This is a genomic window from Pedobacter sp. UBA4863 (assembly GCF_002399615.1).
Classification (GTDB): domain Bacteria; phylum Bacteroidota; class Bacteroidia; order Sphingobacteriales; family Sphingobacteriaceae; genus Pedobacter.
In genome coordinates, this window is record NZ_DHDZ01000028.1 from 18609 (window position 1) to 42270 (window position 23662).

The following is a 23662-nucleotide window of genomic DNA, read 5'->3' on the forward strand; positions in this document are numbered from 1 at the left end:
AAATTTTATCATTGTATTAATGGCTTAAAAAAGCTAAAAGATACAAGAAACCGTTAAAAGTGATTTATAAGGAAAAAATTAAGCCCAATAAATGCTTATTGAAATATTAACCACCGTAGAATAACGATAAAAGGGCAGGTGAATATAAAATTTAAGGCCTGTTTAATTTATGTCGTAAAAATGTTTATCGCTTATTTTTGAGCGAAACGAGGCGGGTTTTTTGAAGAGATAGCGAGGCTTATAATTCAAAAAAACACAACAAAGTTGCAGCCGAAAAGCAGCATAAACAAATTATTAGATAAATTTAAACAGGTTATAAGCTTCGATAACAAAAAAGGATGCAACACAATAGGCTTATCAAACGCAAATACTTACAACTAATTAAAAGTTGATAGGCTTTTTTACATTCTAAAAGTTAACTTTGGCTACAAATAAATATTCACTTAAAAACTAAATAGTTAATGAGACCAACCTTACTTATTTTGGCAGCCGGTATGGCTAGTCGTTATGGTAGCATGAAACAAATTGATGGTTTTGGCCCTAATGGAGAAACCATTATCGATTATTCTATATATGATGCAATTAAAGCTGGATTTGGAAAAGTTGTATTTATCATCAAAGAAGAGTTTGCCGATAACTTTAAGTCTATTTTCGATGCAAAGTTAAAAGGCAAAATTGAAGTAGATTACGTTTTTCAAAATTTCGACCTTAAACAATTTGGTATTGAGGAAGAAATTTACAGAGAAAAACCATGGGGTACGGCACACGCTATTCTATCGGGAAGAAAGATTGTTAAAGAACCTTTCTGCGTAATTAATGCCGATGATTTTTATGGCTACGATGCCTTTAAGAAGATGGCAGATTTTCTTACCACAGAGGTAAACGATAAAAACTATTCAATTATCGGCTACAAAATTGGCAAAACCTTATCAGACTTTGGCGCCGTATCAAGAGGTGTCTGTAAAACTGATGAAGCGGGAAATTTGACAGAAATTGTGGAAAGAACAAAGGTTTACAAAAAAGACAACGCTATTGTATTTGAAGAAGAAGGCACCGAAACTCCACTTGATTTCGATACACCAGTATCTATGAATTTTTGGGGATTTACGCCTGCCGTATTCCAAATAACAGAAGATTTGTTTAAAATTTTTGCCCTAGAAAATAAAGACAAACCCAAAGCCGAGTTTTTTATCCCTCTCATGGGCGAGCATCTGGTTAATACCCAAAAAGCTTCTTTTAAAGTAGTACCAACCGACAACCAATGGTTTGGAGTTACCTACAAAGAAGATAAGCCGTTGGTTCAAGCAAGTATTGATGAGCTTATAAAAAAAGGTAATTACCCCGAAAAACTATGGAATTAACTATTGATGAAAATGTATTAAAAGCTTATGGCTTAACTCGCAAAAACATCAAAATAAAACAAATAGGTTCTGGACACATTAACAGCACCTATTTGTTAACTCATTTAGACAATGGAAAAGCATATATCTTGCAAAAAATTAATGCAAATGTTTTCCAGAACCCACAGGCAATTGCAACAAACATTAAGCTTGTTGCCACTTATTTAAGCAACCAAGACGCATCTTATCTTTTTCCCGCTCCTTTGCAAACAATCACAGGCAACACCATGGTAGTTCTTAACGATAACTACTGGAGGCTATCTCCTTTTATAGCTGATACCGTGGCCTTAGATACGCTAACATCGCCAAAGCAAGCCTACGAAGCGGCAAAACAATTTGGCAAACTCAGCAGATTACTAAATGGTTTTGATAGCAGTACGTTAACGCCAACAATTATTGGTTTTCACGATTTAGAACTGCGTTTTAATCAGTTTAAAAATGCTTTAGCAAACAGTAAGCAAACTGTTAAAGCGCAACCAGAAGTTGAGGCTGCGCTTAAATTTGAACATATTGTATGGCAATACAACCAATTCAATGAAAAAGGCGATTTACCCAATAGGGTAATGCACCACGACACTAAAATTAGCAACGTATTGCTTAACAAGGACACTTACGAAGGTGTGTGCGTGATAGACCTAGATACGCTAATGCCCGGCAAGTTTATTTCTGATTTGGGGGACATGATGCGTACCTATCTTTGTGAGTTTTCTGAAAACGAGAAAGATTTGTCGAAGATTAGGATTCGAGTACCTTATTTTTCGGCCATGATAGAAGGCTACCTATCTGAAATGGGGAGTATTTTAACAGCCACAGAAAAAGAAATGCTGCTTTTTAGCGGCAAATACATCATTTACATGCAGGCGCTGCGTTTTTTAACCGATTTCTTAAACGGGAGTATCTACTACCCTATCAGTTATGCTGAGCAAAACTTGGATAGGGCAAGAAATCAGTTTAAATTGTTGGAAGAATTGATAAAGGACGAAGACCAACTACAACAATTAATTGATGATTGTCTTCTGAAAGAACAAGGCTTAAAAAGCATTTTTTCAACTAATCGAATAGCTTAACAATATTGTGTAAAAACCTTTGTAATAAAGAGCTTTCCTTTGTGATAATTTCCGCATCGGCCATCATACCTGGTTTTAGTACAATAGGCTGCTCTTTATTTTCTAGGGGTATTTTTTGAAAATCAATCTTGGCAAAAAATATACTATCCTTCAAAGCTGCATCTGTCAAATAGCTAATTTTTCCATCAATAGCACCGTACTCCTCAAAAGGATAGCTTCGCAATTTAACGAGTACTTTTTGTCCCATACCAACTTTTCCCATATTAAATTGCGGTATTTGTACTTCTCCAAAAAAATCATTACTCCCCGGGTTTACAATAAATAACTCTTCTCCAGCCTTTACATTTTGATTTTCTTGTAAAATTCCGACATAGCTAACTTTGCCATCCATAGTAGCACTAACCACATAATTCAATAGCCATTTATCTATTTCTGTTTTCATACTATTTAGTGCTTGTATAAACTTACTTTGTTGCTCTATTATGGTATTTTCTAAAGTGGCTAATTCTTTTTGCTTTGCAAGTAAACTAGTACGATTATTAATTAGAGCTGTTGCTGTTTGCTCTAGTGGATATTTACCCGACAAATATTTATTTTCTTGCTGCTTAAATTCACTATTAGAAATTACATTTTTACTCTTCAGTTTCTGATAACTTTCATATTCTTCGGCAATGTTAGCATACTCTTTTTCCTGTATTTGTTTTTGTTTTAGAATTTGCTGTTCCAATTTACTAATCTCATTGAGGTCTTTTTGTAAATATGCTCTTTGAGCAAGATAAAAGCCTCCTTCTTGCGTATTAGAGAATTGTATAAATTCTTGATAAAAATTTTGATACGAGGTCTGCAATTCTCCCAAAGCTAAACCTTTCGGCAATATTGTCTCGAGCTTCTTACCTGTATTATTTTCTACTTGAATTGTTAAAACCTCTAGTTGCTTCTGCAACTTTAACACATCTTCATGCTTAGCTGTACTCTCTAAAAAGGCCAAAGCTTGACGATTTTGCACAAACTGATTATCTCTAACTAATAGTTTAATTAATTTCCCTTGCTGATGAGTAATTATTTCTTTAGGAGCATTTAATGAATTAATTTTTAACGGTGCTTTTACAATATCTGGATAACGTATTAGGGCCGAAGCCAAAATAATTAACAATAAAATAGAAAAAATTAGAGTGATGCCCCAACGTAAAATCCACGAAGGTACGGCGGTAATAATTTCGTTAATTTCTTCGCTATTTCTGTTTAGCAATATCTTTTCTTCTCTTGGCATAAATAAAGTTTAAATTAATTGCCCAGCTCTAGTTGGTTTTTTACCAAATGATAATACTCTCCTCTTAATTTTGTTAATTGTTCATGCGTTCCTTCCTCAACAATTTTACCTTTATCCAACACCACAATATTATCGGCATTTTTGACCGTACTTAATCGATGAGCTACCACCACTACTGTTCGTCCTTCAAAAAAAGCTTCTAAATTTTGCATAATGACGTGCTCATTATTGGCATCAAGTGCATTGGTAGCTTCATCAAAGAAAATGTAAGCCGGATCTTTATAAACAGCACGTGCTATTAATATACGTTGCTTCTGTCCCTGACTAATTCCGTTACCTTCTGCTCCAATTTTTGTATTTAGCCCTAAAGGCAAACCCTCAGTCAGATCTCCAATGTTAGCCACTTTTATGGCATGTTTTAACTTATCCATATCTGGATATTCATCAGCAACTGTAATGTTTTTAGCTATCGTATCAGAAAAAATAAAGCCATCTTGCATTACCGTTCCACATTGGCTACGCCAAAAACCAAAGCCAATTTGGTCCAAATTTCCCGCACCAACTTTTATCTCCCCTTTTTGCAGGCTATAAAACCTTAGCAATAATTTTAGAATAGTTGTTTTTCCACTACCACTCATACCCACAATAGCGGTTGTTTTACCTTGTGGAATATTTAGGTTAATTTCATTTAACACAGGCTCATTACCAGCTCCTGGATAAAAAAAAGTTACATTTTGCAAGCTGATAGATTGATCTAAGGGAAGGTTTTTCAAAAAAACCTTATCTACAGGCTCCTCTTCTTCCATCTCATGAATTTCATTTAATCTTTCTAGACTAATCTTAGCATCTTGCATTTGTTGTATAAAACCAAGCAATTGTTCAATGGGGCTATTCACCTGCCCTACAATATACTGAATCGCCATCATACCACCTAAAGTAAGTTGACCATCTATTACAGCTTTAGCCACTAAAAAAGTAATGAGTATATTTTTCCCTTCGTTGATAAAAAAAGCTCCTGTCTGTTGCACTTGGCCAAGCGAAAGGCTTTTAATACTAAACCTAAATAATCCAGCTTGTAAATGCTCCCATTCCCAGCGTTTTTGCTGTTCGCAATTATTAAGCTTAATCTCTTGCATACCGTCAATTAATTGCACAATACTACTTTGATTTTTAGAGGAGATGTCAAATCGTTTAAAATCTAATTCCCTGCGCCGCTTTAGAAAAGCAATTACCCACAAGGAATAAAGCACACTACTTACCAAAAAAATAAAGAAGATATTGATATTGTAATATGCCAAAACCAAAGTGAAAACTAACAGATTAAACAGCGAAAAAATAGTACTTAAAGTAGAACCTGTTAAAAAGCTCTCGATACGTTTTTGGTCGTTCATGCGCTGCATAATATCTCCAGTCATTTTTGTATCGAAAAAGCTCATAGGCAATTTCATTAACTTAATAAGGAAATCAGTAAGAATAGAGATATTTACACGGGTGCTAATGTGCAACAATATCCAAGAGCGAATAAAATCTACACTTATACGCCCAATAAATAACATAGTTTGGGCAATAAGTACAATGTAAATAAAATTGAGATTTTTAGTATTAATACCAATATCTACAACAGATTGTGTTAAGAAAGGTATTATAAGCTGTAACAAACTACCAACACCCAAACCAACAAAGAGTTGTAACACCAACTGCTTGTATTGGTACAAGTAACGTAATAAAAACCCAAAATCTAATGCCGTTTTTTTGTCTCCCTCTTGCTCATAAAAAGCAGGCGTTGTCGAAAGCATTAAAGCAATACCTTGGCTATGTCCATTATTGTGAGTACTTAGCCAATGTTTTAAAAACTCGGTCTCTGTATATTGAATAATCCCTTTAGCCGGATCTGCAATATGATAAACGCCATTAGCCTTTGTTGTTTTAATTTTAAATAGAATAACAAAATGATTTTGGTTCCAATGTAAAATAACAGGAAAATCTGTTTCTGTTAGTTGTTGCAAGGTTAACCTACTGCCCATAATACGGAAGCCTATTTTCTCGGCGGCCTCACTAATACCTAATAAAGAAACACCTTCTTTGTTGATGCCTGCTATATCTCTTAATCTTTGTAAACTGAAATTTTTACCATAATGCTTCGCTATCATGCGTAAGCAAGTTGGACCGCAGTCCATTTGATCAGGTTGTTTGTAAAAAGGGAAGGTTTTCAATGATATAATTGTTATTTACTATAAACTTTGTCAATAGCTTTTGCTAATTTGTTTAATCTGCCCTCTTGATCAATATTTGAATTATAAATGATATTAGCGTTCTTATCAATCAAGAAATATGCAGGTACGCTATAGACGCCAAATTTCTTGCTAATTATTCCATCCCTTGCTTTCTTTTTCTCAGATACGTTTATCCATGCGGCTAAATCGTTGTCTTTAATATGTAAATTCCATTTGCCAATATCATCGTCTTCATTAAAATAAACTACTTTAAGACCTTTACTGCTATATTTTTTATAAATGCTTTTTAAAATGGGTAACTCTTGTTTACATGGGACACACCAAGTGGCTGAAAAAACAATTAAATATATATCTCCATTTAGCGTTTCATTTTTAAATATTGAACCATCATATTTTTCAACACGAAAGAACGGAACTTTCTTTTCTACTAATGTATTTTTATTTACTAGAAAATAGTTAGCTATGTTGTCTGATAAAACCTTACCGATGTCACTCTTTTTTGCAATTTCAGAAAAATTATCATATGTATTTTTAACATATAATTGATAGTCCTTACGAAAGTTGTATAAGCTTAATTCATATAGAAGTAAAGCAGAAAAATAGTTATCAGGATAATTTTTTAAATAATCCATTTGTTTTTCGTTTAACTCAGCAATTCCTTCTTTGGTTAATACCCTCGCACCTCCTTCAGCGATACTAAACTTATCGTAATATTTATCCCTTATTTGATGTAGGCTGTCTAGAACTGCTATGCCTTTATTGCCTGTGATGTTTAGAGGAGCATATCCAGCTATCGGAATGGTAGTATTCGAAAGTATAAGATTATTTTCTCCAGAATTTATTATTATGATTTTAGATAGTTTGCTTTTAACTTTTGAGACGGAGACAAAGGCAACTTCTTCATTGATTGTGCCATCATAGAACAGCTGACCGTTTTTGACAGTTAAGCTATCTTTTTTCAATACTTTTCGTTGGTCTTTATCTAAAATAGCAATAAGGAATTTATCCCCTTCAAAATCCTTCGTGGTTTTGATTTTCAGAGAAAAAATATGTTGAGCTTCTACATAGCTAGGATATATGAGAAGTAAAAAATAAAATAAATATCGCATATAAAATTCTTTAGATATACCCACGAATATCGTGGGTATAAAAATTGAAAAAATCAAGCTAAACAGCCAGAAAATGGCACACTAGATGATCCGTCCTGAGCAATACAGCGGCATTGTTCTCCATTTATTGAACTCCCACATGATCCTGAGACCCATTCACCACCTGCTCCGCGATAACTACATATTGCAAAGGCGCAGTCTTTCCCCACTTCTTCAGGCATTGCATACCCTCCCATTACTTTTTTCATCTCAGCACGGCTGAGTAAATTTTGCTTGTTCATAATTTTTATAAATTTGGATGTTTAAGTTTTTGCAGGCCTTCCACGCTGGCCTGCTTACGGCGGTGAGGGTAAACGCCCTTACTCGTTGTTGGGGCAGTCTCGCTTGCAATAGTGCTGCCCCTTTTTTAACATCTAGACTTAAAAGTATTTTTTCTTACGATCGGTGTTATCACCACATTGTTTTACTTTTTAGTTCAATGCGTGGAATGGTGATAACACCAACCACATATAAATTTATTATCATACGTAAGCAGGCAGAACCGTAATCCATTTCATTAACTTGTTTTACAGACCCTTACCTCCTAAATATTTTAGAATGCAGATCAATATCCAAAAAGCAATGCTATTTATTTATTAATTTTCTTACTTCTTCTAACATTTTTTTCCCTCTCAAATTTCTAGCAATTATTTTTCCATTGGGATCCACAATTAAATTTGCTGGAATACTCATGATATTAAACTTTTTGGACAAAAGACTGTCCCAGTTCTTCAAATCAGAAATATGTATAAATGGTTGCAACCCGTCTTTGCCGATTGCTTCCAACCATTTGTCTTTATCCTTATCAAACGAAATCTGAACAATCTGTAACTTGTTTTTGTACTTTTTATATATCTGTTTTATATAAGGGTTTTCTGCCCTACACGGCACGCACCATGAGGCCCAAAAATCAAACAGTACATATTTGCCCAAAAGAGTTTTACTATTTATCATTGTGCCTAAAGTGTCTGGTAACTGGAAATATGCTAAAGATTTTCCTACAATTACACTGTCTGTTAAAAATTTAATGAACATACCTGTAGAACTTTCAAATTGTTTTGACGGCAGTATTTTGGTAAGGGAATCTAATATCTTATCCTCTATTTTATTATATAGTTCGAATAAAAGCTGTCCACTAAAGGGGTTTTGCAGATGCTTTTTTATAAAGGTAACCTCTGCTTTGTTAATCTGGGTGGGGTCAAACAAATCGCCCCTAAGGTAATATGCCAGCGAATCCCGTTCTTTATTCCATTGTAATTTTCCTTCTGCCAATACCTTGTTAAACATGGAGTCTATCTGGATTTTAACGACTCCAGTATCGGCAAGCAACCCGGTTATTTTTGTTGAATAATATCCATCTGCGTTCTTCTTATAGTCTTGGCATATCAACTTATAAGATTCTGCTGTTTTGGCTGCAAATTTAAAACCGAAACTGCCATTGATAATGGTATCGACTAGCTCTAATGCTGTCGCCATTGAATTTTTATGCCCGATGTACTTGTACAATTTGATTTCCTTATTATTAAACCGTTCATCAATGGTGCCCTGTATCCAAAGACTATCTTGTGCAAAGGTGTATGTTAGCCTAAACACCATTATAAGCGTGATAAAAGTTGTCTTTTTCATAAAAGTGATATAAGATAGTCGGGTCTACAACCCGACTATTGCCTTAGGCATGGTTGTTTGTACATTTGTAAATTGTTCTACCAGGACAGCTAGAACCAAAATCATAAGGGACACAAGTAGTACCATTTGTACAATCAGAATTGTTATAACATTCATTCTCACAATCGCCACTGGTTCCTAAGTCTTCCAATCCTCCCATTACTTTTTTCATTTCGGCCCTGCTAAGCAAAGTTGCTCCAGCAAATGCTTTTTCGTTTAATTCTAAACTTTTCATTTTTTAAGTTTTAAATTTGTTTTAACTAAGGTTTTGTAAACCTTCACGCAGGTTTACTTAGACGGTACGCATATACGTGCTTACTCGTTGTTGGGGCAGTGTCGTTTGCAACCGGGCTGCCCCTTTTACCCTATCCGCGAATTTTGGGTATTTCTTTAGCTAACCTATCAGATATGGTATATCTTCTAATCTATAGGGTTCCGGTATTTTATATCCGTTAACCAATATGGTTGGCGTAAAGGTAATTTCGGTCATCTGGCACCATTGCTTTTGTTTTTTGGTGGTTTTGCTTACTTCTTCTCCAATATTAACCGGATAATGTTTTGCCCACTCATCGTATTTTTTCTCACGCTGTGCATACCATTGGTTCAGGGCTTTTTCTACCAATGCTACATTGTTGGTTAAGTTTAAGGCTGTTATGTGGCGTGCTACCTTTGTTCTTTGGTCATCATCATGGTCGGCCGTTGTGAACACTATTTTCAGTTGAATGTCCTTTCTTGTTTTCAACCATTTATCTAACGTTTCGTGAGCCTTTGCACATGGGCCGCAAAAGGGATTACTTACCATGGTAATAATGGTTTGTGCTGCTGGATCTCCAAGGGTTATTGGCGCTAGTTCATTAGGCACAGCATAACGTGGCTGTTTAGTAAGCGCATGCCCAAACAACTCGCTATTGTATTTAAACTTTTTCAATTGCCTTTTTAACAAATTATATTCTGCAGCTTTTTGCAATTCGGGTTTTAAGATAAACCATAATAAAACTGGCACTATAAAACTTGACACTAGGCCAAAAATTGAAGACGGAACTGCAAGGTTCAAAGTCCAAGAATTAGAACTCAAAGCGGCAAAAAATTCTAGCCATAAAACAACTTGTACAGTACAACACAATAGGCACCAATTCTTATGGCTGAACTGATAATAAATAGACCAAACTGTGTAAGGCAAAGCGCAAACATTAAATAAAATCAGTATTGATATAGAAGAAGGAACAAATAGTAAAGCAAGGAAAGTGCCCGCAAAATAGAAAAAACCTACTTCAGCCCAGCTTAACCACGAAGTGGCTTTTGCCGCATCAGATTTTAAAATAGCATTGCAGTTATTTTTTTTACCTAAGCTACATAGATTTTGTATCAATGGATTATTAGCATTTATACTATGAGTTAACAGTAAAGCAGAAATACCTAAGCCAATAAATTTTAAAATAAGTAGAAAGGTGTAACCTAAACCAAGCGTACTAAAATTTAAACTAACCAAAATGGCCAATGTAACAAATGTAATAAGTGCAGGTATTTTTAAATTATTAAGCGTTCCTATAAACTGCTCACTAGAATATTTCTCCTCTCCGCTTTTTGGTATTTTTTCTACGTGAAGTAATACCCCACTCCATCTTTCTAAAAACTCTTGTTCCGTGATTTGTTTTCTTTTAACTTTTTCATCGCTGTAGGTTACTTTACCATTAACAATTTCATGGATTAACATTAATAAACCTCCATTTGCAGGACTTTGTGCAATAAATGGAAATTGCAATTCTTCTACCTTATAGCTTTCCTTTTTTATAAGATAGCCTGCATTTGGCATATTCCACGCTGTAAAACAATCGCTCACAGCCATTAAACTCGGAAAATCTGGGTGATCTTCTAGTTTATTCCTTAAGCTAAAATCACTTACTTTTATGCTTAATTCCTTTAACAATAGTCTAGGTACTTCAATAGCATTGTGGGGGAGGTGAGCAATTAATTTCATATTTATTTGGTTGGTTATTCCAATTTACAACGCAACTATACAAAAACAAAAAATGTGTAAAATTTGCACAAAATTTAGAAAATTAAAAGTTTTTTTTATGAGAGAGGGGATTGAAATCAACTATCTTAGCTTTTCAATAAAAACCATAACCACAAACAATACAACTACTTACATTTAATTTCATTCTTAAAGCATAATGTAGTAACTTCAATTATACTAACTAAATTTTGCGTTTATGAATATTGGAAATGTTTTAAAAAAACTAAGAGAATACAAAGCAATCAGTCAAAAATCGGTAGCATATTATTTGAATATAGAAAGATCTACCTACGCCAGATTAGAAGAGAACCAAACCCAGCTTACCATTGCACTTGCAGTTAAAATTGCCAAGTTTTACGGCATGGAGTTTAACTACCTTGCTTTATGCCTAGAATTTGAACGTTACTTGCTTTGTGCCACTACCGAAAGACTAGTAAAAAGTAAACCTGTCACTTAACATACAATCTTTATTCGCTAGTCTATGTTTTTTCATCAGTTTTAATAGATGTTGTTTTATGCAATTTATTGGACTAGTGCTAACGGTCATCGCTTTAAGATTGCTTCTCCGAATGGTCGGAGCAGGCTGCCGTTCCTCCTCGCAATAACGATAAGCACCAACAAAAAAGCGTTACTGAAATTAATCAGCAACGCTTTCTATCTTTAGGTCTTTAAGCTTTCAGACTTCCGTCATCGGACTTCGGACTTTCCAACTTTTACTTTTTATCGTCGTCTTTTACTTCTTCATAATCAACATCAGTTACGGTATCGCCACCTTGTTGTGGTTCTGCTTGTGCAGCATCTCCTTGTGGCTGTCCGTCCTGACCTGCTTTGTACATCTCTTCAGAGGCAGCATTCCAAGCATTTTGCAACTCAGTTTGTGCAGCTTCAATATCAGCGAAGTTACGAGCAGCGTGTGCATCTTTCAGTTTTTTCAAACCATCTTCAATTGGAGCTTTTTTATCGGCAGATAATTTATCGCCAAACTCTTTCAATTGTTTCTCGGTCGAGAAAATTAAGGCATCAGCACTGTTAATTTTATCAGCTTCTTCTTTTGCTTTAGCATCAGCTTCTGCGTTAGCTTCAGCTTCTTGCTTCATTTTTTGAATTTCAGCATCAGTTAAACCAGACGAAGCCTCGATACGAATTTTTTGCTCTTTACCAGTAGCTTTATCTTTAGCGCTTACATTTAAAATACCGTTCGCATCAATATCAAAAGCAACTTCAATTTGAGGCACACCACGTGGCGCTGGCGGAATTCCGTCTAACATGAAACGGCCAATTGTACGGTTTTGATTAGCCATTGGACGCTCACCTTGTAAGATGTGGATTTCTACTGATGGTTGGTTATCTGCCGCAGTAGAGAAAGTTTCTGTTTTCTTAGAAGGAATGGTTGTGTTAGCCTCAATTAATTTAGTCATTACACCGCCCATAGTTTCGATACCTAAAGAAAGTGGCGTAACATCTAACAATAATACATCTTTAACTTCACCAGTTAATACACCACCTTGAATAGCAGCACCAATTGCCACCACCTCATCAGGGTTTACACCTTTAGAAGGCTCTTTTCCAAAGAAAGCTTTAACCGCATCCTGAATAGCAGGAATACGAGTAGAACCACCTACCAAGATAATTTCATCAATATCGCCAACAGATAAACCAGCGTTTTTCAAAGCAGATTTACAAGGATCGATAGTACGTTTAATCAAGTCAGCAGCTAGTTGCTCAAATTTTGCACGGCTTAAAGTACGTACCAAGTGTTTAGGACCGCTAGCATCGGCAGTGATGTAAGGCAAGTTAATTTCGGTAGAAGTAGTGCTAGAAAGCTCAATTTTAGCTTTTTCAGCAGCTTCTTTTAAACGTTGTAACGCCATTGGATCTTTGTGCAAGTCCATACCGTTTTCTGCTTTAAACTCTTCTGCCAACCACTCAATTAATACGTGGTCAAAGTCATCACCGCCCAAGTGCGTATCACCGTCAGTAGCTTTTACTTCAAAAACACCATCACCTAATTCTAATACAGAAACGTCATGCGTACCACCACCACAGTCAAACACCACAATTTTCATGTCTTTGTGTGCTTTATCTAAACCATAAGCTAAAGCAGCGGCAGTAGGCTCGTTAATGATACGTTTCACTGTTAAACCTGCAATTTCACCGGCCTCTTTTGTAGCTTGACGTTGCGCATCGTTAAAGTAAGCAGGCACCGTAATTACGGCTTCTGTAACTTCTTGACCTAAGAAATCTTCAGCAGTTTTTTTCATTTTCTGTAAAACCATTGCCGAAATTTCTTGTGGCGTATATTTTCTATCGTCAATTTCTACACGTGGCGTGTTGTTATCGCCTTTTACCACTTTATAAGGTACGCGTCCAATTTCTTTATCAACCTCACCGAAACTGCTACCCATAAAGCGTTTAATAGAGTAGATTGTTTTTGTTGGGTTTGTGATTGCCTGACGTTTTGCAGGCTCGCCCACTTTGCGCTCACCGTTTTCCGTAAAAGCAACAATAGATGGCGTAGTACGTTTACCTTCCGCGTTTGCAATAACAACAGGCTCGTTACCCTCCATTACCGAAACACAAGAGTTCGTAGTTCCTAAGTCTATACCAATTATTTTTCCCATTTTATTATATATTTCTTTTGTTATTTTTTAGTTATATCTGCTATTCAACAAGCCTTATGCCAATAGGCTTTTGGCAGATTTTAACCTCAAAAAACTGCTAAAATGTGAAGAAAAACCAAGATTACTGCTGACAGCTTGGCAGAAATTGAGTTAAAAGTAAAAAGTTTAAAGTCTAAAAATGAGTGGAAAATGATTGCCAGTATTTCATCGCTAAGCTAGCCCTGCTGTTCGCTCCTATCTTTTTGTTCGATACCTACTCACTTTCGCGTCATTGCGAGAAGGCACGACAGCCTGCTCCGACCATTCGGAGAAGCAATCTTTCTCGAACAACTAACAAAAAGTATAACCGCTACCATCAGGTTTAATTAACAAAAATCACTGCCTTTTAACGCCTTATAGGCCTAGCAACCTTTCCAAATGATGGTAACCAATACCAAAATAAGTCTTGGTATCTTTTATCTTCTGTAAAATATCAGCTTTAGTCTTTGGGCTTTGGTCTTTAGTCTTTACTCCTTGCTCCTTATTCCTAATTCCTACCACCAAAACATTCTTAGGCGTGTGCATATCAGATACAAACTCAAAAACCTTTGTTTTATAGCCAAAGTATTCCAAAATTAAAGCACGCAGACCATCCGTTACCATTTCTGCCTGTCTTTCTAAGAATATACCATGTTTGGTTAAAAAGTTTAGCTCATTCTTCGCTTTGCCTTTTTCTATCTCCCTACGAATTTGCTTATGGCAGCAGGGCGCAACAACAATCAGTTCCGCATTCGCTTTTATGCCTTTGTAAATTGCATCGTCCGTAGCCGTGTCGCAAGCATGTAGGGCAATTAGTAAATTAATTTTATCGCTATGGTAACTTTCAATAGTTCCCTCCACAAAAGAAAGCTGGTCGAACTTAGCCTTAGCGGCAATAGCGTTACATAAATCAACCAAATCTTTTCTAAACTCTACACCCACTACATTTGCTTTCTGCTGATGATTCAGCAGATAATCGTACAAAGCGAAAGTCAAATATCCTTTACCAGAACCCATATCTACTACAGTATTAATCGTACCAACCTGAAACTCCTTTATTAACGAGCTTAAGATCTCAATATACTGATTGATCTGCTTGTACTTATCCTGGGCATTTTTAAAAACTGCACCATCTTCTCCTGTCAAACCCAATTCTTGCAAGTAAATATTGTCTTTTGCCAAAATCAAACGTTTTTTCTCTTTGTTATGGCTTAAACTCGCTTCTTTTTTTTCCGCCAGTAATTTAGTTCGCACCCTAAATACGCCTTTAGCATTCTTCTCTAAAATATGCTCTTGTGTAGTAGTAAACAAAGTAGCGATATGAAATCCGTTAGCTAAATAATCTTCAATTAGTTTAATTCCCTCTTGTTCTGTAGAATTTTTAAAAATATCTCTTGTTTGATAGCGAAAGTTAAAGGCCAACATTTTTTTATTCTTAATTACTACCGGCCTTACATATAGCTGTTTCAAGGGCTCGTCACTGCCTTTGTAATTGCCCAATGCCAACTTTACAAAAGTTGCGTTTTTTAAGCTTTCCTCTAGCTGTGCTAAAAATAAGATGTCGCTCTGTTTGTTCATGGTGATACTAAATTATAAGAAGCAAAAATAATACACTAAAACTTAATAATAACCGAATATTGGTCATTTCTTGTCCAACACCTCCTATCTTTGAACATTTTACAAATCAATCTGGTTTATGAACATCATACTAGCATCCACATCTACCCTATTTGGGGAACAATATCTTGCCTATCTTAAATCCGAAATCATCACTTTATTTAAAGGAGTAGATGAAATTATTTTTATTCCTTTTGCTAGGCCAGGAGGAATATCTCATAACGAGTACACACAAAAAGCTGCCGAGTTTTTCGCTGAGATAGGTATTAGCGTAAAAGGATTGCATGAATTTGAAGACCAAACCGGGGCGCTAAACAATGCTAAAGGATATTTTACTGGCGGTGGCAACACTTTCTTATTGGTAAAAATACTGCACGAACTAGGCTTGATGAACATTCTCAAAGAAAACGTAGAAAAAGGCAAACCTTATTTAGGTTGTAGTGCAGGCAGCAACATTGGGGGCATTAACATGAAAACTACTAATGATATGCCTATCGTTTATCCACCAAGTTTCGATTGTATGGGCTTGGTACCTTTCAATATCAACCCGCATTACTTAGATCCGCAAACAGAGCTTAAACACAATGGCGAAACCCGAGAAACTAGAATTTTAGAATTTCTAACGCAAAACAACCTTAAAGTAATTGGTTTGAGAGAAGGCAATTGGATTAGAGTAATGAACCATAAAATTACTGTAGAAGGCACCCAACTAACCAGAATATTTGAACAAGGCAAAGCACCTTACGAAATCACTGCTGGTACAATCTTATTTTAACTTACCCTAAAATGATTATTAGAAGAGCAAAAGCCGAAGAAGCTACAACTATAGCCAATTACATTTTTTTGGCCATGGAAGAAATTACCTACCAGTTTATTGGCGAAAATTCTAAAGAAAAAGCATTGCACTTTCTTAGCAGTTTAATAGCAGCGCCTAACAATCAATATTCTTACCAAAACTGTTGGGTGGTAGAAATTGAAAATGAACTTGTTGCCGCCGCCTTAGTTTACAATGGAGGCAAATTAGCCGAATTACGCGAACCCGTTGCCCAAAAGATAAAAACCTTATTTAACAGATCGTTTACCCCCGAAGACGAAACCCAAGCAGGAGAATACTACATTGATTGTGTGGGCGTAAACCCAAACCAGCAGGGCAAAGGTATCGGTTCAAAAATATTTCATTTCTTAATTAACGAATATGTTAAGCACCGGAAAGAAACATTGGGCCTGCTAGTAGATCAAGAAAACCCCAAAGCTAAAAGACTTTATCTAAAATTAGGATTTGAACCAGTTGGCGAAAAAACATTGGTGGGCAAAAAGCTAGAACACCTACAAATCAAAAAGTAACACCAACAAAAAACCCTTTAGGGCTTTCCTAAAGGGTTTTAAGCATAATAAGTTAGACAGATTACGCTTTTTGCTCTTCTGCATCGTCAGCAGCTGGTGCTTCAGGAGCTGCTTCTTCAGCAACTTCTTCTTTGGCCTCAACAACTGGAGCTGCCTCTTCTTTCACTTCTGTAGCAGGAGCATCAGCTTTTTTAGCTTTTGATCTACCTCTACGAGTAGTTTTCTTTTCAGCAGCTGCTGCATCTTTTCCGTACACCTCGTTATAATCTACCAATTCGATTAAAGCCATTTCTGCATTATCACCCAAACGGTTGTTTAATTTGATAATACGAGTATAACCACCTGGACGGTTAGCTACTTTAGCAGCAACATCACGGAACAACTCTGTTACTACCTCTTTGTCTTGCAAGTAAGCAAATACTGTACGACGTGAGTGAGTAGTATCGTTTTTAGATTTAGTGATGATTGGCTCTACATAAACGCGTAAAGCTTTTGCTTTAGCCAATGTAGTAGTAATTCTTTTGTGCGTAATCAAAGAAGAAGCCATATTAGCCAACATCGCTTTTCTGTGCGAAGTAGTTCTTCCTAAGTGGTTGTGTTTTTTACCGTGTCTCATTTTTTTGTTTATAAAGTGTGTACCGTCTCTTTGAACTTAATCTGAGGGAATTACACACAGTGAATTAATTTTAATTCTTTAAGTAATACATTATAAGTGATGCGTAATACGTAAAACTTACAACCTTTTTACTCTTCGTCTAACTTAAATTTAGAAAGGTTCATTCCAAACGATAATTGTTTAGATTTTACCAATTCTTGGATTTCAGTTAATGATTTCTTACCGAAGTTTCTGAATTTTAACATATCAGCTACATCGTAAGAAACTAGATCAGCCAAAGTACGGATATCAGCCGCTTTTAAGCAGTTCAATGCACGTACAGAAAGATCTAGATCAACCAATTCAGTTTTAAGGATTTTACGCATGTGCAAAATTTCCTCATCAACCTCTTTAGTTTCTTCTTTAGCTTGAGATTCTAACACTAAGTTCTCATCAGAGAACAACATAAAGTGTTGGATTAAAATCTTAGCTGCTTCTTTCAAAGCTTCTTCTGGGTGGATAGATCCATCAGTAGAAATATCTAAAACTAATTTCTCGTAATCCGTTTTTTGCTCAACACGATAGTTTTCAATCGTATATTTCACATTTTTCATTGGCGTAAAAATCGAATCGATTGCAATTACACCAACTACGCTATCAGAAATTTTGTTCTCTTCTGCAGGTACATAACCACGCCCTTTGTTTACGGTTAGTTCAACCTCCAAAGTAACTGATTTTTCCATGTTACAAACTACCAACTCTGGGTTTAAAACCTCAAAATTGTTAGAGAATTTAGTAATATCTCCTGCTAAGAATTGATCTTGACCATTTATGATGATAAAGATTTTTTCAGAATCGCCAGATTCGCCTACTTTCTTAAAACGCACTTGCTTTAAGTTAAGGATGATTTCTGTTAAATCTTCAACTACACCTTTGATAGTAGAAAACTCATGAGAAACGCCTGAAAAACGAATACTGGTAATAGCAAAGCCTTCTAAAGAAGAAAGTAAAATTCTTCTTAGGGCATTACCAATGGTTACACCGAAACCGGGCTCTAAAGGACGAAATTCAAATTGACCATCGAAATCCGTTGATTTCTGCATGATTACCTTATCTGGTTTCTGAAATGCTAAAATTGCCATTTATTAATGTTTTTAGATCGTTTATTAATGTTGTGTAACATAAAAAGGTTAAAGCCACTAGGGCCTTAACCGTTATGATTACTTCGAGTATAACTCGACTATAAGGTTTTCCTTAATGTTCTCAGGAATTTCGTCACGATTTGGATATGACAAGAATTTACCCGATAATTCTTTAGCGTTCCAATCTAACCAAGAAAATTTGTTGATTGTTCTGCCAGCTACTGAGTTTGAAATTGCTTCAAGAGATTTTGATTTCTCTCTTACCGCAACAACATCACCAGCTCTTAATTGGTACGAAGGAATATTAACTGTTTCGCCGTTTACAGTAATGTGCTTGTGGCTAACTAATTGTCGAGCACCTGAACGGGTTGGCGCAATACCTAATCTATATACTGTATTATCTAAACGTGCTTCTAGTAATTGCAATAAGTTATCACCAGTAATACCTTGACGTGAAGAAGCTTTAGTAAACAAGTTACGGAACTGTTTTTCTAACACACCATAAGTGTATTTTACTTTTTGTTTTTCCATTAACTGTACTGCGTACTCAGACTGCTTTCCTCTTCTTTTAGAAGCGCCGTGTTGGCCTGGAGGATAGTTTTTTCTGTCTAGTACTTTATCAGGGCCAAAAATTGGCTCTCTGAACTTACGGGCGATTTTGGACTTTGGTCCGGTGTATCTTGCCATTTTGTTTGTGATTTTAAAGTATCATACAACCTGAAGCTGCAGACTCTTAGCTTTAAAAAATAATTAATTAAACTCTTCTTTTCTTTGGAGGACGACAACCATTGTGTGGAAGTGGAGTGATGTCTTTGATAGACAATACTTCGATACCTGCTACTTGCAAAGTTCTGATAGCCGACTCACGACCTGAACCAGGACCTTTAACGAAAACATCTACTTTACGTAAACCTAAATCGAAAGCAACTTTACCACAGTCTGATGCAGCTTGACCTGCAGCATAAGGCGTGTTCTTTTTAGAACCTTTGAAACCCATTTTACCAGCAGAAGACCATGAAATGGTTTGTCCGTTAGTGTTTGTTAAGGTAACAATGATGTTGTTGAACGTAGCATTGATGTGAGCTTGGCCTACTGGCTCAATCACAACAAGACGTTTTTTGGTAACTTTTTTACTTTTAGCCATTTTTTCTTTTAGATTTTTTAGATGTGAGAATTGAGATAAGAGACCTTCCCCTTCCCGGCACTCTACATCTATTTTTTATCTTCTATTCCAGATTTGAGAAGATCTACAAGAAGTTCTCACTTCTCATATCTCAGTTCTCATATCTATCATTTATTATTTAGATGCTTTTTTCTTGTTAGCAACTGTTTTTCTCTTTCCTTTACGAGTACGAGAGTTGTTTTTAGTACGTTGACCACGAACAGGTAAACCTTTTCTGTGACGTAGGCCTCTGTAGCAACCAATATCCATTAAACGTTTAATGTTTAATTGAACCTCAGAACGTAAAGCGCCTTCTACTTTAATCTCGTCGTTAATCATTGTACGGATAGCCGATAACTCATCATCAGACCAATCTTGCACTTTTTTGTTAAGATCGATACCTGCAGTATTTAAAATACGTTGTGCAGTGGTTTTACCTATTCCGTAGATATAAGTCAGACCAATCTCTCCTCTTTTGTTTCTTGGTAAATCAACACCTGAAATCCTTGCCATTTTTCTATTTGTTTTTTAATGAACGACCGAACGGCGGGCCACCGTTGTGCGGAACTCGTTCCAATGTTTTTAATTATCCCTGACGTTGCTTATATTTCGGATTCTTCTTGTTAATGATGTAAAGTTTCCCTTTACGACGAATAATCTTACAATCAGCGCTACGCTTTTTAATTGATGACCTAACTTTCATTGCTCTTTTATTTTCTCTCTTTGGTAATGAAGCTATCACAAGCTATTTTAAAACTAAAGACGGCCGCTTGTGATGGTTGCATTTTTATTTGTATCTATAAGTGATCCTGCCTTTTGTTAAATCATAAGGCGACATCTCCAATTTTACTTTATCTCCAGGCAAAATTTTGATGTAGTGCATCCTCATCTTACCTGATATATGCGCAATAATCTCATGTCCATTTTCAAGTTCTACCCTAAACATGGCATTAGATAATGCTTCTCTTATTACTCCGTCTTGTTCAATTGAGGCTTGTTTAGCCATATTCTATTGATTTTTACTTAATTAGCTGCTACTAAACAGGGTTGCAAAATTAAATATTATTTTTCAATTATTTACCTTTTTTCTGCTAAAACTTCTTCTATCAAAGAAAAAGTGCTTAAAACGTCTGCTTTGCCTCTTTTTATAGCAACAGTATGTTCAAAATGTGCCGATGGTTTGTTGTCTTTAGCAGTTACTGTCCATCCGTCGCTCCAGAATTTAACGGCCGCCGTTCCGGCATTGATCATTGGCTCTATGGCCAACACCATGCCCTCTTCTAATTTAATTCCGCTACCTCTTTTACCATAATTCGGTACTTCGGGTTTTTCATGCAACTTCACTCCAACACCGTGCCCTACCAATTCTCTTACTACACCAAAACCATTAGCTTCGGCATGAAATTGTACTGCATGGGCAACATCGCCTATGCGCATACCAACTACCGCCTTTTCTATGGCAAAAGCTAAACATTCTTGGGTAACTTTTACAAGCTTCTTCTGCTCTTCGTTAATTTCTCCGATGGTAAATGTATAGGCAGAATCTCCAAAATAGTTGTTCTTAATTACGCCACAATCTACAGAGATCAGATCTCCTTCTTTAATCACATAATCACTTGGAAACCCATGCACCACCTGCTCATTAGGGGAAATACAAAGAGAATAAGGAAACCCGCCATAATTTAGAAAAGCTGGCACAGCACCGTTATCTTTAATAAACTCGTATGCCAGCTTATCTAATGCTATTGTTGTAATCCCAGGTTTAATTACCTTGGCTACTTCGGCCAAAGTTTTAGAAACAAGCAAAGCGCTTTCTCTAATTAATTCAACCTCTTCGGAAGACTTGTAATAGATTTTAGACATTATAATGCAGCTCCACTGGTGCTTGTAGCAGATGGAATGCCCGAACGACCGGTTACTCTACCTGTTTTCATTAAACCATCGTAATGGCGCATTAATAAATAACTTTCTATTTGTTGTAGCGTATCTAATACCACACCTACCAAAATTAACAACGAGGTACCGCCAAAGAAATGGGCAAATTCCTGTTGAATTCCAAGCTTAACGGCCAATGAAGGAATAATAGCAATGGCTGCTAAAAACAGTGATCCTGGGAAAGTAATCTTAGACACCACGTCATCAATAAATGAAGAGGTTGCCAATCCTGGTTTTATGCCCGGAATAAAGCCGCCATTTTTCTTCATATCGTCAGACATCTGCGTTGGATTAACGGTAATGGCCGTATAGAAGAAGGTAAATGCTATAATCAAGAAAGCAAACGTTAAGCTATAAGTTAACGAAGTGATATCTGAATATTGGTGTAACCAACTTTCTTGCAAATTAGGGAACAAACCAATTAAAGCACTTGGCACAAACATTAATGCTTGCGCAAAAATGATAGGCATAACGCCTGCAGCATTTACTTTTAGAGGGATATATTGTCTTACACCACCAACCTGCTTATTACCTACAATTCGCTTAGCATATTGTACTGGCACTTTACGTACGCCCTGCACAATTAGAATAGTAAATATAACAATGGCATATAAAGCTACAATCTCTAATACCAGCCTAATTAGACCACCATCATTGCCTGCAAATACAGAAGTTATCTCTTGGCTTATTGCAATTGGCAAACGAGCAATGATACCCACCATAATGATTAATGAGGTACCGTTACCAATACCTTTATCGGTAATTTTCTCTCCTAACCACATCACAAACAGGGTACCCGAGGTTAATACAATTGCCGACAAGAAATAGAACAAAGTATGGTTAATCACAATTGCCTCTGTAGGCACCTGTGTTTTAACATAACCTATTGCTTGAACAATGGTAATGGCTACAGTTAGGTAACGAGTGTACTGCGTTAATTTTTTACGGCCGCTTTCTCCTTCTTTCTGCATTTTTTGGAAGGTAGGTACCGCTATTCCTAATAACTGCACCACAATGGATGCAGAGATATAAGGCATTACACCTAAGGCCACTATTGATGCTTTAGAGAAAGCACCCCCTGCAAACATATCTAACAAACCTAACAAACCCGATTTTTGAGCATTAGAAAGCATTGCAGGATCTACACCTGGCAACACAACCTGACAAACAAGTCTGTAGATTACAAGAATCATGAGCGTAAATAATATACGCTCTTTTAATTCTTCAATTTTCCAAATATTACTTAAAGTAGTAAATAGCTTCTTCATTTTACAATTTTACGATTGAGCCTCCAGCAGCTTCAATTGCTTTTTGTGCGCTTGCAGAAAAAGCATGAGCTGTAACTTCTAATTTAGCTTTAACTTCTCCACGACCTAGGATTTTCACCAAATCGTTTTTAGAAGCTAAACCATGGTCTTGCAATGTAGCAAAATTTACGGTAGTTAAGTTAAATTTTTCAGCTAATCCTTGTAATACATCTAAGTTTACACCAACATACTCGGTACGGTTAATTGGCTTGAAACCAACTTTAGGCACACGACGTTGTAAAGGCATTTGACCACCTTCGAAACCAACTTTTGATGAGTAACCAGAGCGTGAGCCAGCTCCTTTGTGTCCACGTGTTGATGTACCACCACGGCCAGAACCTTGACCACGACCAATTCTCTTACTTGCTTTTACAGCACCTTTTGCAGGTTTTAAATTACTTAAGTTCATAATAAACTTTTATGTTGCCCCTTCGCTTTCACTAATCAGGAAACAACGATTAAACAAAAAAATTTGCCTAAGATATAAATCTTAAGCAAATTCTGATAATAATATTATATAGCTTCGATAGCTACTAAGTGATTAACTTTTCTAACCATGCCAATGATTGCAGCATTTGCCTCAACCTCGACACTTTGGTTTAACTTAGATAAACCTAAAGCTTTCATGGTTCTCTTTTGGCGCTCGCTTCTATCGATAACGCTTTTTACTTGAGTGATTTTAATTTTAGCCATGATCTTATCCGTTAAAAACTTTGTTTAAATCTACACCACGGTTTTGAGCTACGGTATAAGCATCACGCATTTTGGTTAATGCATCAACAGTAGCTTTTACCACGTTGTGAGGATTTGATGAACCTTTTGATTTAGCCAATACGTTGTGGATACCAGCACTTTCTAGCACGGCACGCATCGCACCACCAGCAATTACTCCAGTACCTACAGCAGCAGGCTTAATTAACACAAAACCTCCAGAATATTTACCGATTTGCTCGTGAGGTACAGTACCATTCAACAAAGGAACTTTTACCAAGTTTTTCTTTGCATCATCTACACCTTTAGCGATAGCTTCAGTAACCTCTTTAGCTTTGCCTAAACCGTAACCTACAACGCCGTTCTCATCACCTACAACTACGATAGCTGAAAAGCTGAAAGTACGACC

Annotated in this window: 26 protein-coding genes; 5 read left to right on the forward strand and 21 right to left on the reverse strand. The window is 36.2% G+C overall.

Translation table 11 applies throughout. The annotated features are described in order from the left end of the window. Nucleotides 1–461: 461 nt before the first annotated feature. Both B3I52_RS04900 and B3I52_RS04905 read left to right on the forward strand, forming a co-directional pair. The gene (locus tag B3I52_RS04900; protein WP_293299331.1) at nucleotides 462–1361 is read left to right on the forward strand and encodes a nucleotidyltransferase family protein; all 900 of its coding nucleotides are present in this window, start codon (nucleotides 462–464) and stop codon (nucleotides 1359–1361) included. Then, nucleotides 1352–2467, forward strand: coding sequence for a phosphotransferase enzyme family protein (locus B3I52_RS04905; protein WP_293299332.1), 1116 nt, complete (start codon nucleotides 1352–1354; stop codon nucleotides 2465–2467). The genes B3I52_RS04900 and B3I52_RS04905 overlap by 10 nt, the downstream gene beginning before the upstream one ends. Here the strand turns inward: B3I52_RS04905 and B3I52_RS04910 are convergent. The 7 genes from B3I52_RS04910 to B3I52_RS04940 form a co-directional block, all read right to left on the reverse strand. Continuing rightward, nucleotides 2451–3608 carry an HlyD family secretion protein gene (locus B3I52_RS04910; protein ID WP_293299333.1) on the reverse strand — a complete coding sequence of 386 codons (1158 nt, stop codon included), beginning with the start codon at nucleotides 3606–3608 and terminating at the stop codon, nucleotides 2451–2453. The genes B3I52_RS04905 and B3I52_RS04910 overlap by 17 nt on opposite strands. A gap of 143 nt (nucleotides 3609–3751) precedes the next feature. Continuing rightward, nucleotides 3752–5950 carry a peptidase domain-containing ABC transporter gene (locus tag B3I52_RS04915; RefSeq protein ID WP_293299334.1) on the reverse strand — a complete coding sequence of 733 codons (2199 nt, stop codon included), beginning with the start codon at nucleotides 5948–5950 and terminating at the stop codon, nucleotides 3752–3754. Nucleotides 5951–5961: 11 nt separating this feature from the next. Beyond that, on the reverse strand, nucleotides 5962–7080 hold the full coding sequence (locus B3I52_RS04920; RefSeq protein ID WP_293299335.1) for a TlpA family protein disulfide reductase: 1119 nt from the start codon (nucleotides 7078–7080) through the stop codon (nucleotides 5962–5964). Between the two features lie 53 nt (nucleotides 7081–7133). After that, entirely contained in the window at nucleotides 7134–7361 is a 228-nt protein-coding gene (locus B3I52_RS04925; RefSeq protein ID WP_293299336.1) for a hypothetical protein, read from the reverse strand. A gap of 343 nt (nucleotides 7362–7704) precedes the next feature. Then, nucleotides 7705–8745: a TlpA family protein disulfide reductase gene (locus B3I52_RS04930; protein WP_293299337.1), complete on the reverse strand. Its 1041-nt coding sequence runs from the start codon at nucleotides 8743–8745 to the stop codon at nucleotides 7705–7707. 43 nt (nucleotides 8746–8788) lie between these two features. Continuing rightward, on the reverse strand, nucleotides 8789–9019 hold the full coding sequence (locus B3I52_RS04935) for a hypothetical protein (RefSeq protein ID WP_293299338.1): 231 nt from the start codon (nucleotides 9017–9019) through the stop codon (nucleotides 8789–8791). Between the two features lie 159 nt (nucleotides 9020–9178). Then, entirely contained in the window at nucleotides 9179–10762 is a 1584-nt protein-coding gene (locus B3I52_RS04940; protein WP_293299339.1) for a vitamin K epoxide reductase family protein, read from the reverse strand. A gap of 235 nt (nucleotides 10763–10997) precedes the next feature. Between B3I52_RS04940 and B3I52_RS04945 the strand changes: the two genes are divergently transcribed. After that, the gene (locus tag B3I52_RS04945; protein WP_293299340.1) at nucleotides 10998–11258 is read left to right on the forward strand and encodes a helix-turn-helix transcriptional regulator; all 261 of its coding nucleotides are present in this window, start codon (nucleotides 10998–11000) and stop codon (nucleotides 11256–11258) included. Nucleotides 11259–11514: 256 nt separating this feature from the next. Here the strand turns inward: B3I52_RS04945 and dnaK are convergent, their stop codons facing one another. Beyond that, nucleotides 11515–13422 carry a molecular chaperone DnaK gene (gene dnaK, locus B3I52_RS04950; RefSeq protein WP_293299341.1) on the reverse strand — a complete coding sequence of 636 codons (1908 nt, stop codon included), beginning with the start codon at nucleotides 13420–13422 and terminating at the stop codon, nucleotides 11515–11517. Nucleotides 13423–13815: 393 nt separating this feature from the next. Then, entirely contained in the window at nucleotides 13816–15018 is a 1203-nt protein-coding gene (locus tag B3I52_RS04955; protein ID WP_293299342.1) for a class I SAM-dependent methyltransferase, read from the reverse strand. A gap of 118 nt (nucleotides 15019–15136) precedes the next feature. Between B3I52_RS04955 and pepE the strand changes: the two genes are divergently transcribed. Further along, a complete protein-coding gene (gene pepE / locus B3I52_RS04960; protein ID WP_293299343.1) occupies nucleotides 15137–15832 on the forward strand; it encodes a dipeptidase PepE in 696 nt (231 codons plus the stop codon). Between the two features lie 11 nt (nucleotides 15833–15843). Then, on the forward strand, nucleotides 15844–16401 hold the full coding sequence (locus tag B3I52_RS04965; RefSeq protein ID WP_293299344.1) for a GNAT family N-acetyltransferase: 558 nt from the start codon (nucleotides 15844–15846) through the stop codon (nucleotides 16399–16401). A 61-nt stretch (nucleotides 16402–16462) separates the two neighbouring features. Here the strand turns inward: B3I52_RS04965 and rplQ are convergent, their stop codons facing one another. From rplQ to rpsE, 12 genes are all read right to left on the reverse strand, one after another. Then, a complete protein-coding gene (gene rplQ / locus B3I52_RS04970; protein WP_293299345.1) occupies nucleotides 16463–17017 on the reverse strand; it encodes a 50S ribosomal protein L17 in 555 nt (184 codons plus the stop codon). A gap of 128 nt (nucleotides 17018–17145) precedes the next feature. Next, a complete protein-coding gene (locus B3I52_RS04975) occupies nucleotides 17146–18138 on the reverse strand; it encodes a DNA-directed RNA polymerase subunit alpha (RefSeq protein ID WP_293299346.1) in 993 nt (330 codons plus the stop codon). A 78-nt stretch (nucleotides 18139–18216) separates the two neighbouring features. Beyond that, on the reverse strand, nucleotides 18217–18825 hold the full coding sequence (rpsD, locus tag B3I52_RS04980) for a 30S ribosomal protein S4 (RefSeq protein WP_293299347.1): 609 nt from the start codon (nucleotides 18823–18825) through the stop codon (nucleotides 18217–18219). 67 nt (nucleotides 18826–18892) lie between these two features. Next, nucleotides 18893–19282 carry a 30S ribosomal protein S11 gene (gene rpsK / locus B3I52_RS04985; protein ID WP_138721993.1) on the reverse strand — a complete coding sequence of 130 codons (390 nt, stop codon included), beginning with the start codon at nucleotides 19280–19282 and terminating at the stop codon, nucleotides 18893–18895. Nucleotides 19283–19435: 153 nt separating this feature from the next. After that, nucleotides 19436–19813, reverse strand: a complete 378-nt coding sequence (rpsM, locus tag B3I52_RS04990) for a 30S ribosomal protein S13 (protein WP_293299348.1) — start codon at nucleotides 19811–19813, stop codon at nucleotides 19436–19438. Between the two features lie 73 nt (nucleotides 19814–19886). Then, on the reverse strand, nucleotides 19887–20003 hold the full coding sequence (gene rpmJ / locus B3I52_RS04995) for a 50S ribosomal protein L36 (protein WP_113638047.1): 117 nt from the start codon (nucleotides 20001–20003) through the stop codon (nucleotides 19887–19889). A gap of 84 nt (nucleotides 20004–20087) precedes the next feature. Further along, entirely contained in the window at nucleotides 20088–20306 is a 219-nt protein-coding gene (infA, locus tag B3I52_RS05000) for a translation initiation factor IF-1 (RefSeq protein WP_010599888.1), read from the reverse strand. Nucleotides 20307–20377: 71 nt separating this feature from the next. Beyond that, complete coding sequence (gene map, locus B3I52_RS05005; protein ID WP_293299349.1) at nucleotides 20378–21163, reverse strand: type I methionyl aminopeptidase; 786 nt, start codon at nucleotides 21161–21163, stop codon at nucleotides 20378–20380. Then, nucleotides 21163–22503 carry a preprotein translocase subunit SecY gene (gene secY, locus B3I52_RS05010; RefSeq protein WP_293299350.1) on the reverse strand — a complete coding sequence of 447 codons (1341 nt, stop codon included), beginning with the start codon at nucleotides 22501–22503 and terminating at the stop codon, nucleotides 21163–21165. The genes map and secY overlap by 1 nt, the downstream gene beginning before the upstream one ends. Nucleotide 22504: 1 nt before the next feature. Further along, nucleotides 22505–22951, reverse strand: coding sequence for a 50S ribosomal protein L15 (rplO, locus tag B3I52_RS05015; RefSeq protein WP_293299351.1), 447 nt, complete (start codon nucleotides 22949–22951; stop codon nucleotides 22505–22507). A 104-nt stretch (nucleotides 22952–23055) separates the two neighbouring features. Beyond that, complete coding sequence (rpmD, locus tag B3I52_RS05020; RefSeq protein ID WP_097132832.1) at nucleotides 23056–23235, reverse strand: 50S ribosomal protein L30; 180 nt, start codon at nucleotides 23233–23235, stop codon at nucleotides 23056–23058. A 4-nt stretch (nucleotides 23236–23239) separates the two neighbouring features. Next, on the reverse strand, nucleotides 23240–23662 hold a 423-nt coding region (gene rpsE / locus B3I52_RS05025; protein WP_293299352.1), incomplete at its 5' end, for a 30S ribosomal protein S5.

Excerpts from the sequence above, each read along its gene's own strand:
- B3I52_RS04925 (WP_293299336.1), bottom strand. The coding sequence starts at position 7,361 with ATGAACAAGCAAAATTTACTCAGCCGTGCTGAGATGAAAAAAGTAATG.
- rplQ (WP_293299345.1), bottom strand. The coding sequence starts at position 17,017 with ATGAGACACGGTAAAAAACACAACCACTTAGGAAGAACTACTTCGCAC.
- dnaK (WP_293299341.1), bottom strand. The coding sequence starts at position 13,422 with ATGGGAAAAATAATTGGTATAGACTTAGGAACTACGAACTCTTGTGTT.
- rpmJ (WP_113638047.1), bottom strand. The coding sequence starts at position 20,003 with ATGAAAGTTAGGTCATCAATTAAAAAGCGTAGCGCTGATTGTAAGATT.
- B3I52_RS04905 (WP_293299332.1), top strand. The coding sequence starts at position 1,352 with ATGGAATTAACTATTGATGAAAATGTATTAAAAGCTTATGGCTTAACT.
- rplO (WP_293299351.1), bottom strand. The coding sequence starts at position 22,951 with ATGAACTTAAGTAATTTAAAACCTGCAAAAGGTGCTGTAAAAGCAAGT.
- B3I52_RS04900 (WP_293299331.1), top strand. The coding sequence starts at position 462 with ATGAGACCAACCTTACTTATTTTGGCAGCCGGTATGGCTAGTCGTTAT.
- pepE (WP_293299343.1), top strand. The coding sequence starts at position 15,137 with ATGAACATCATACTAGCATCCACATCTACCCTATTTGGGGAACAATAT.
- infA (WP_010599888.1), bottom strand. The coding sequence starts at position 20,306 with ATGGCTAAACAAGCCTCAATTGAACAAGACGGAGTAATAAGAGAAGCA.
- B3I52_RS04930 (WP_293299337.1), bottom strand. The coding sequence starts at position 8,745 with ATGAAAAAGACAACTTTTATCACGCTTATAATGGTGTTTAGGCTAACA.
- rpsM (WP_293299348.1), bottom strand. The coding sequence starts at position 19,813 with ATGGCAAGGATTTCAGGTGTTGATTTACCAAGAAACAAAAGAGGAGAG.
- secY (WP_293299350.1), bottom strand. The coding sequence starts at position 22,503 with ATGAAGAAGCTATTTACTACTTTAAGTAATATTTGGAAAATTGAAGAA.
- B3I52_RS04955 (WP_293299342.1), bottom strand. The coding sequence starts at position 15,018 with ATGAACAAACAGAGCGACATCTTATTTTTAGCACAGCTAGAGGAAAGC.
- rpsD (WP_293299347.1), bottom strand. The coding sequence starts at position 18,825 with ATGGCAAGATACACCGGACCAAAGTCCAAAATCGCCCGTAAGTTCAGA.
- B3I52_RS04940 (WP_293299339.1), bottom strand. The coding sequence starts at position 10,762 with ATGAAATTAATTGCTCACCTCCCCCACAATGCTATTGAAGTACCTAGA.
- rpsK (WP_138721993.1), bottom strand. The coding sequence starts at position 19,282 with ATGGCTAAAAGTAAAAAAGTTACCAAAAAACGTCTTGTTGTGATTGAG.
- rpmD (WP_097132832.1), bottom strand. The coding sequence starts at position 23,235 with ATGGCTAAAATTAAAATCACTCAAGTAAAAAGCGTTATCGATAGAAGC.
- B3I52_RS04935 (WP_293299338.1), bottom strand. The coding sequence starts at position 9,019 with ATGAAAAGTTTAGAATTAAACGAAAAAGCATTTGCTGGAGCAACTTTG.
- B3I52_RS04920 (WP_293299335.1), bottom strand. The coding sequence starts at position 7,080 with ATGCGATATTTATTTTATTTTTTACTTCTCATATATCCTAGCTATGTA.
- B3I52_RS04945 (WP_293299340.1), top strand. The coding sequence starts at position 10,998 with ATGAATATTGGAAATGTTTTAAAAAAACTAAGAGAATACAAAGCAATC.
- B3I52_RS04965 (WP_293299344.1), top strand. The coding sequence starts at position 15,844 with ATGATTATTAGAAGAGCAAAAGCCGAAGAAGCTACAACTATAGCCAAT.
- B3I52_RS04975 (WP_293299346.1), bottom strand. The coding sequence starts at position 18,138 with ATGGCAATTTTAGCATTTCAGAAACCAGATAAGGTAATCATGCAGAAA.
- map (WP_293299349.1), bottom strand. The coding sequence starts at position 21,163 with ATGTCTAAAATCTATTACAAGTCTTCCGAAGAGGTTGAATTAATTAGA.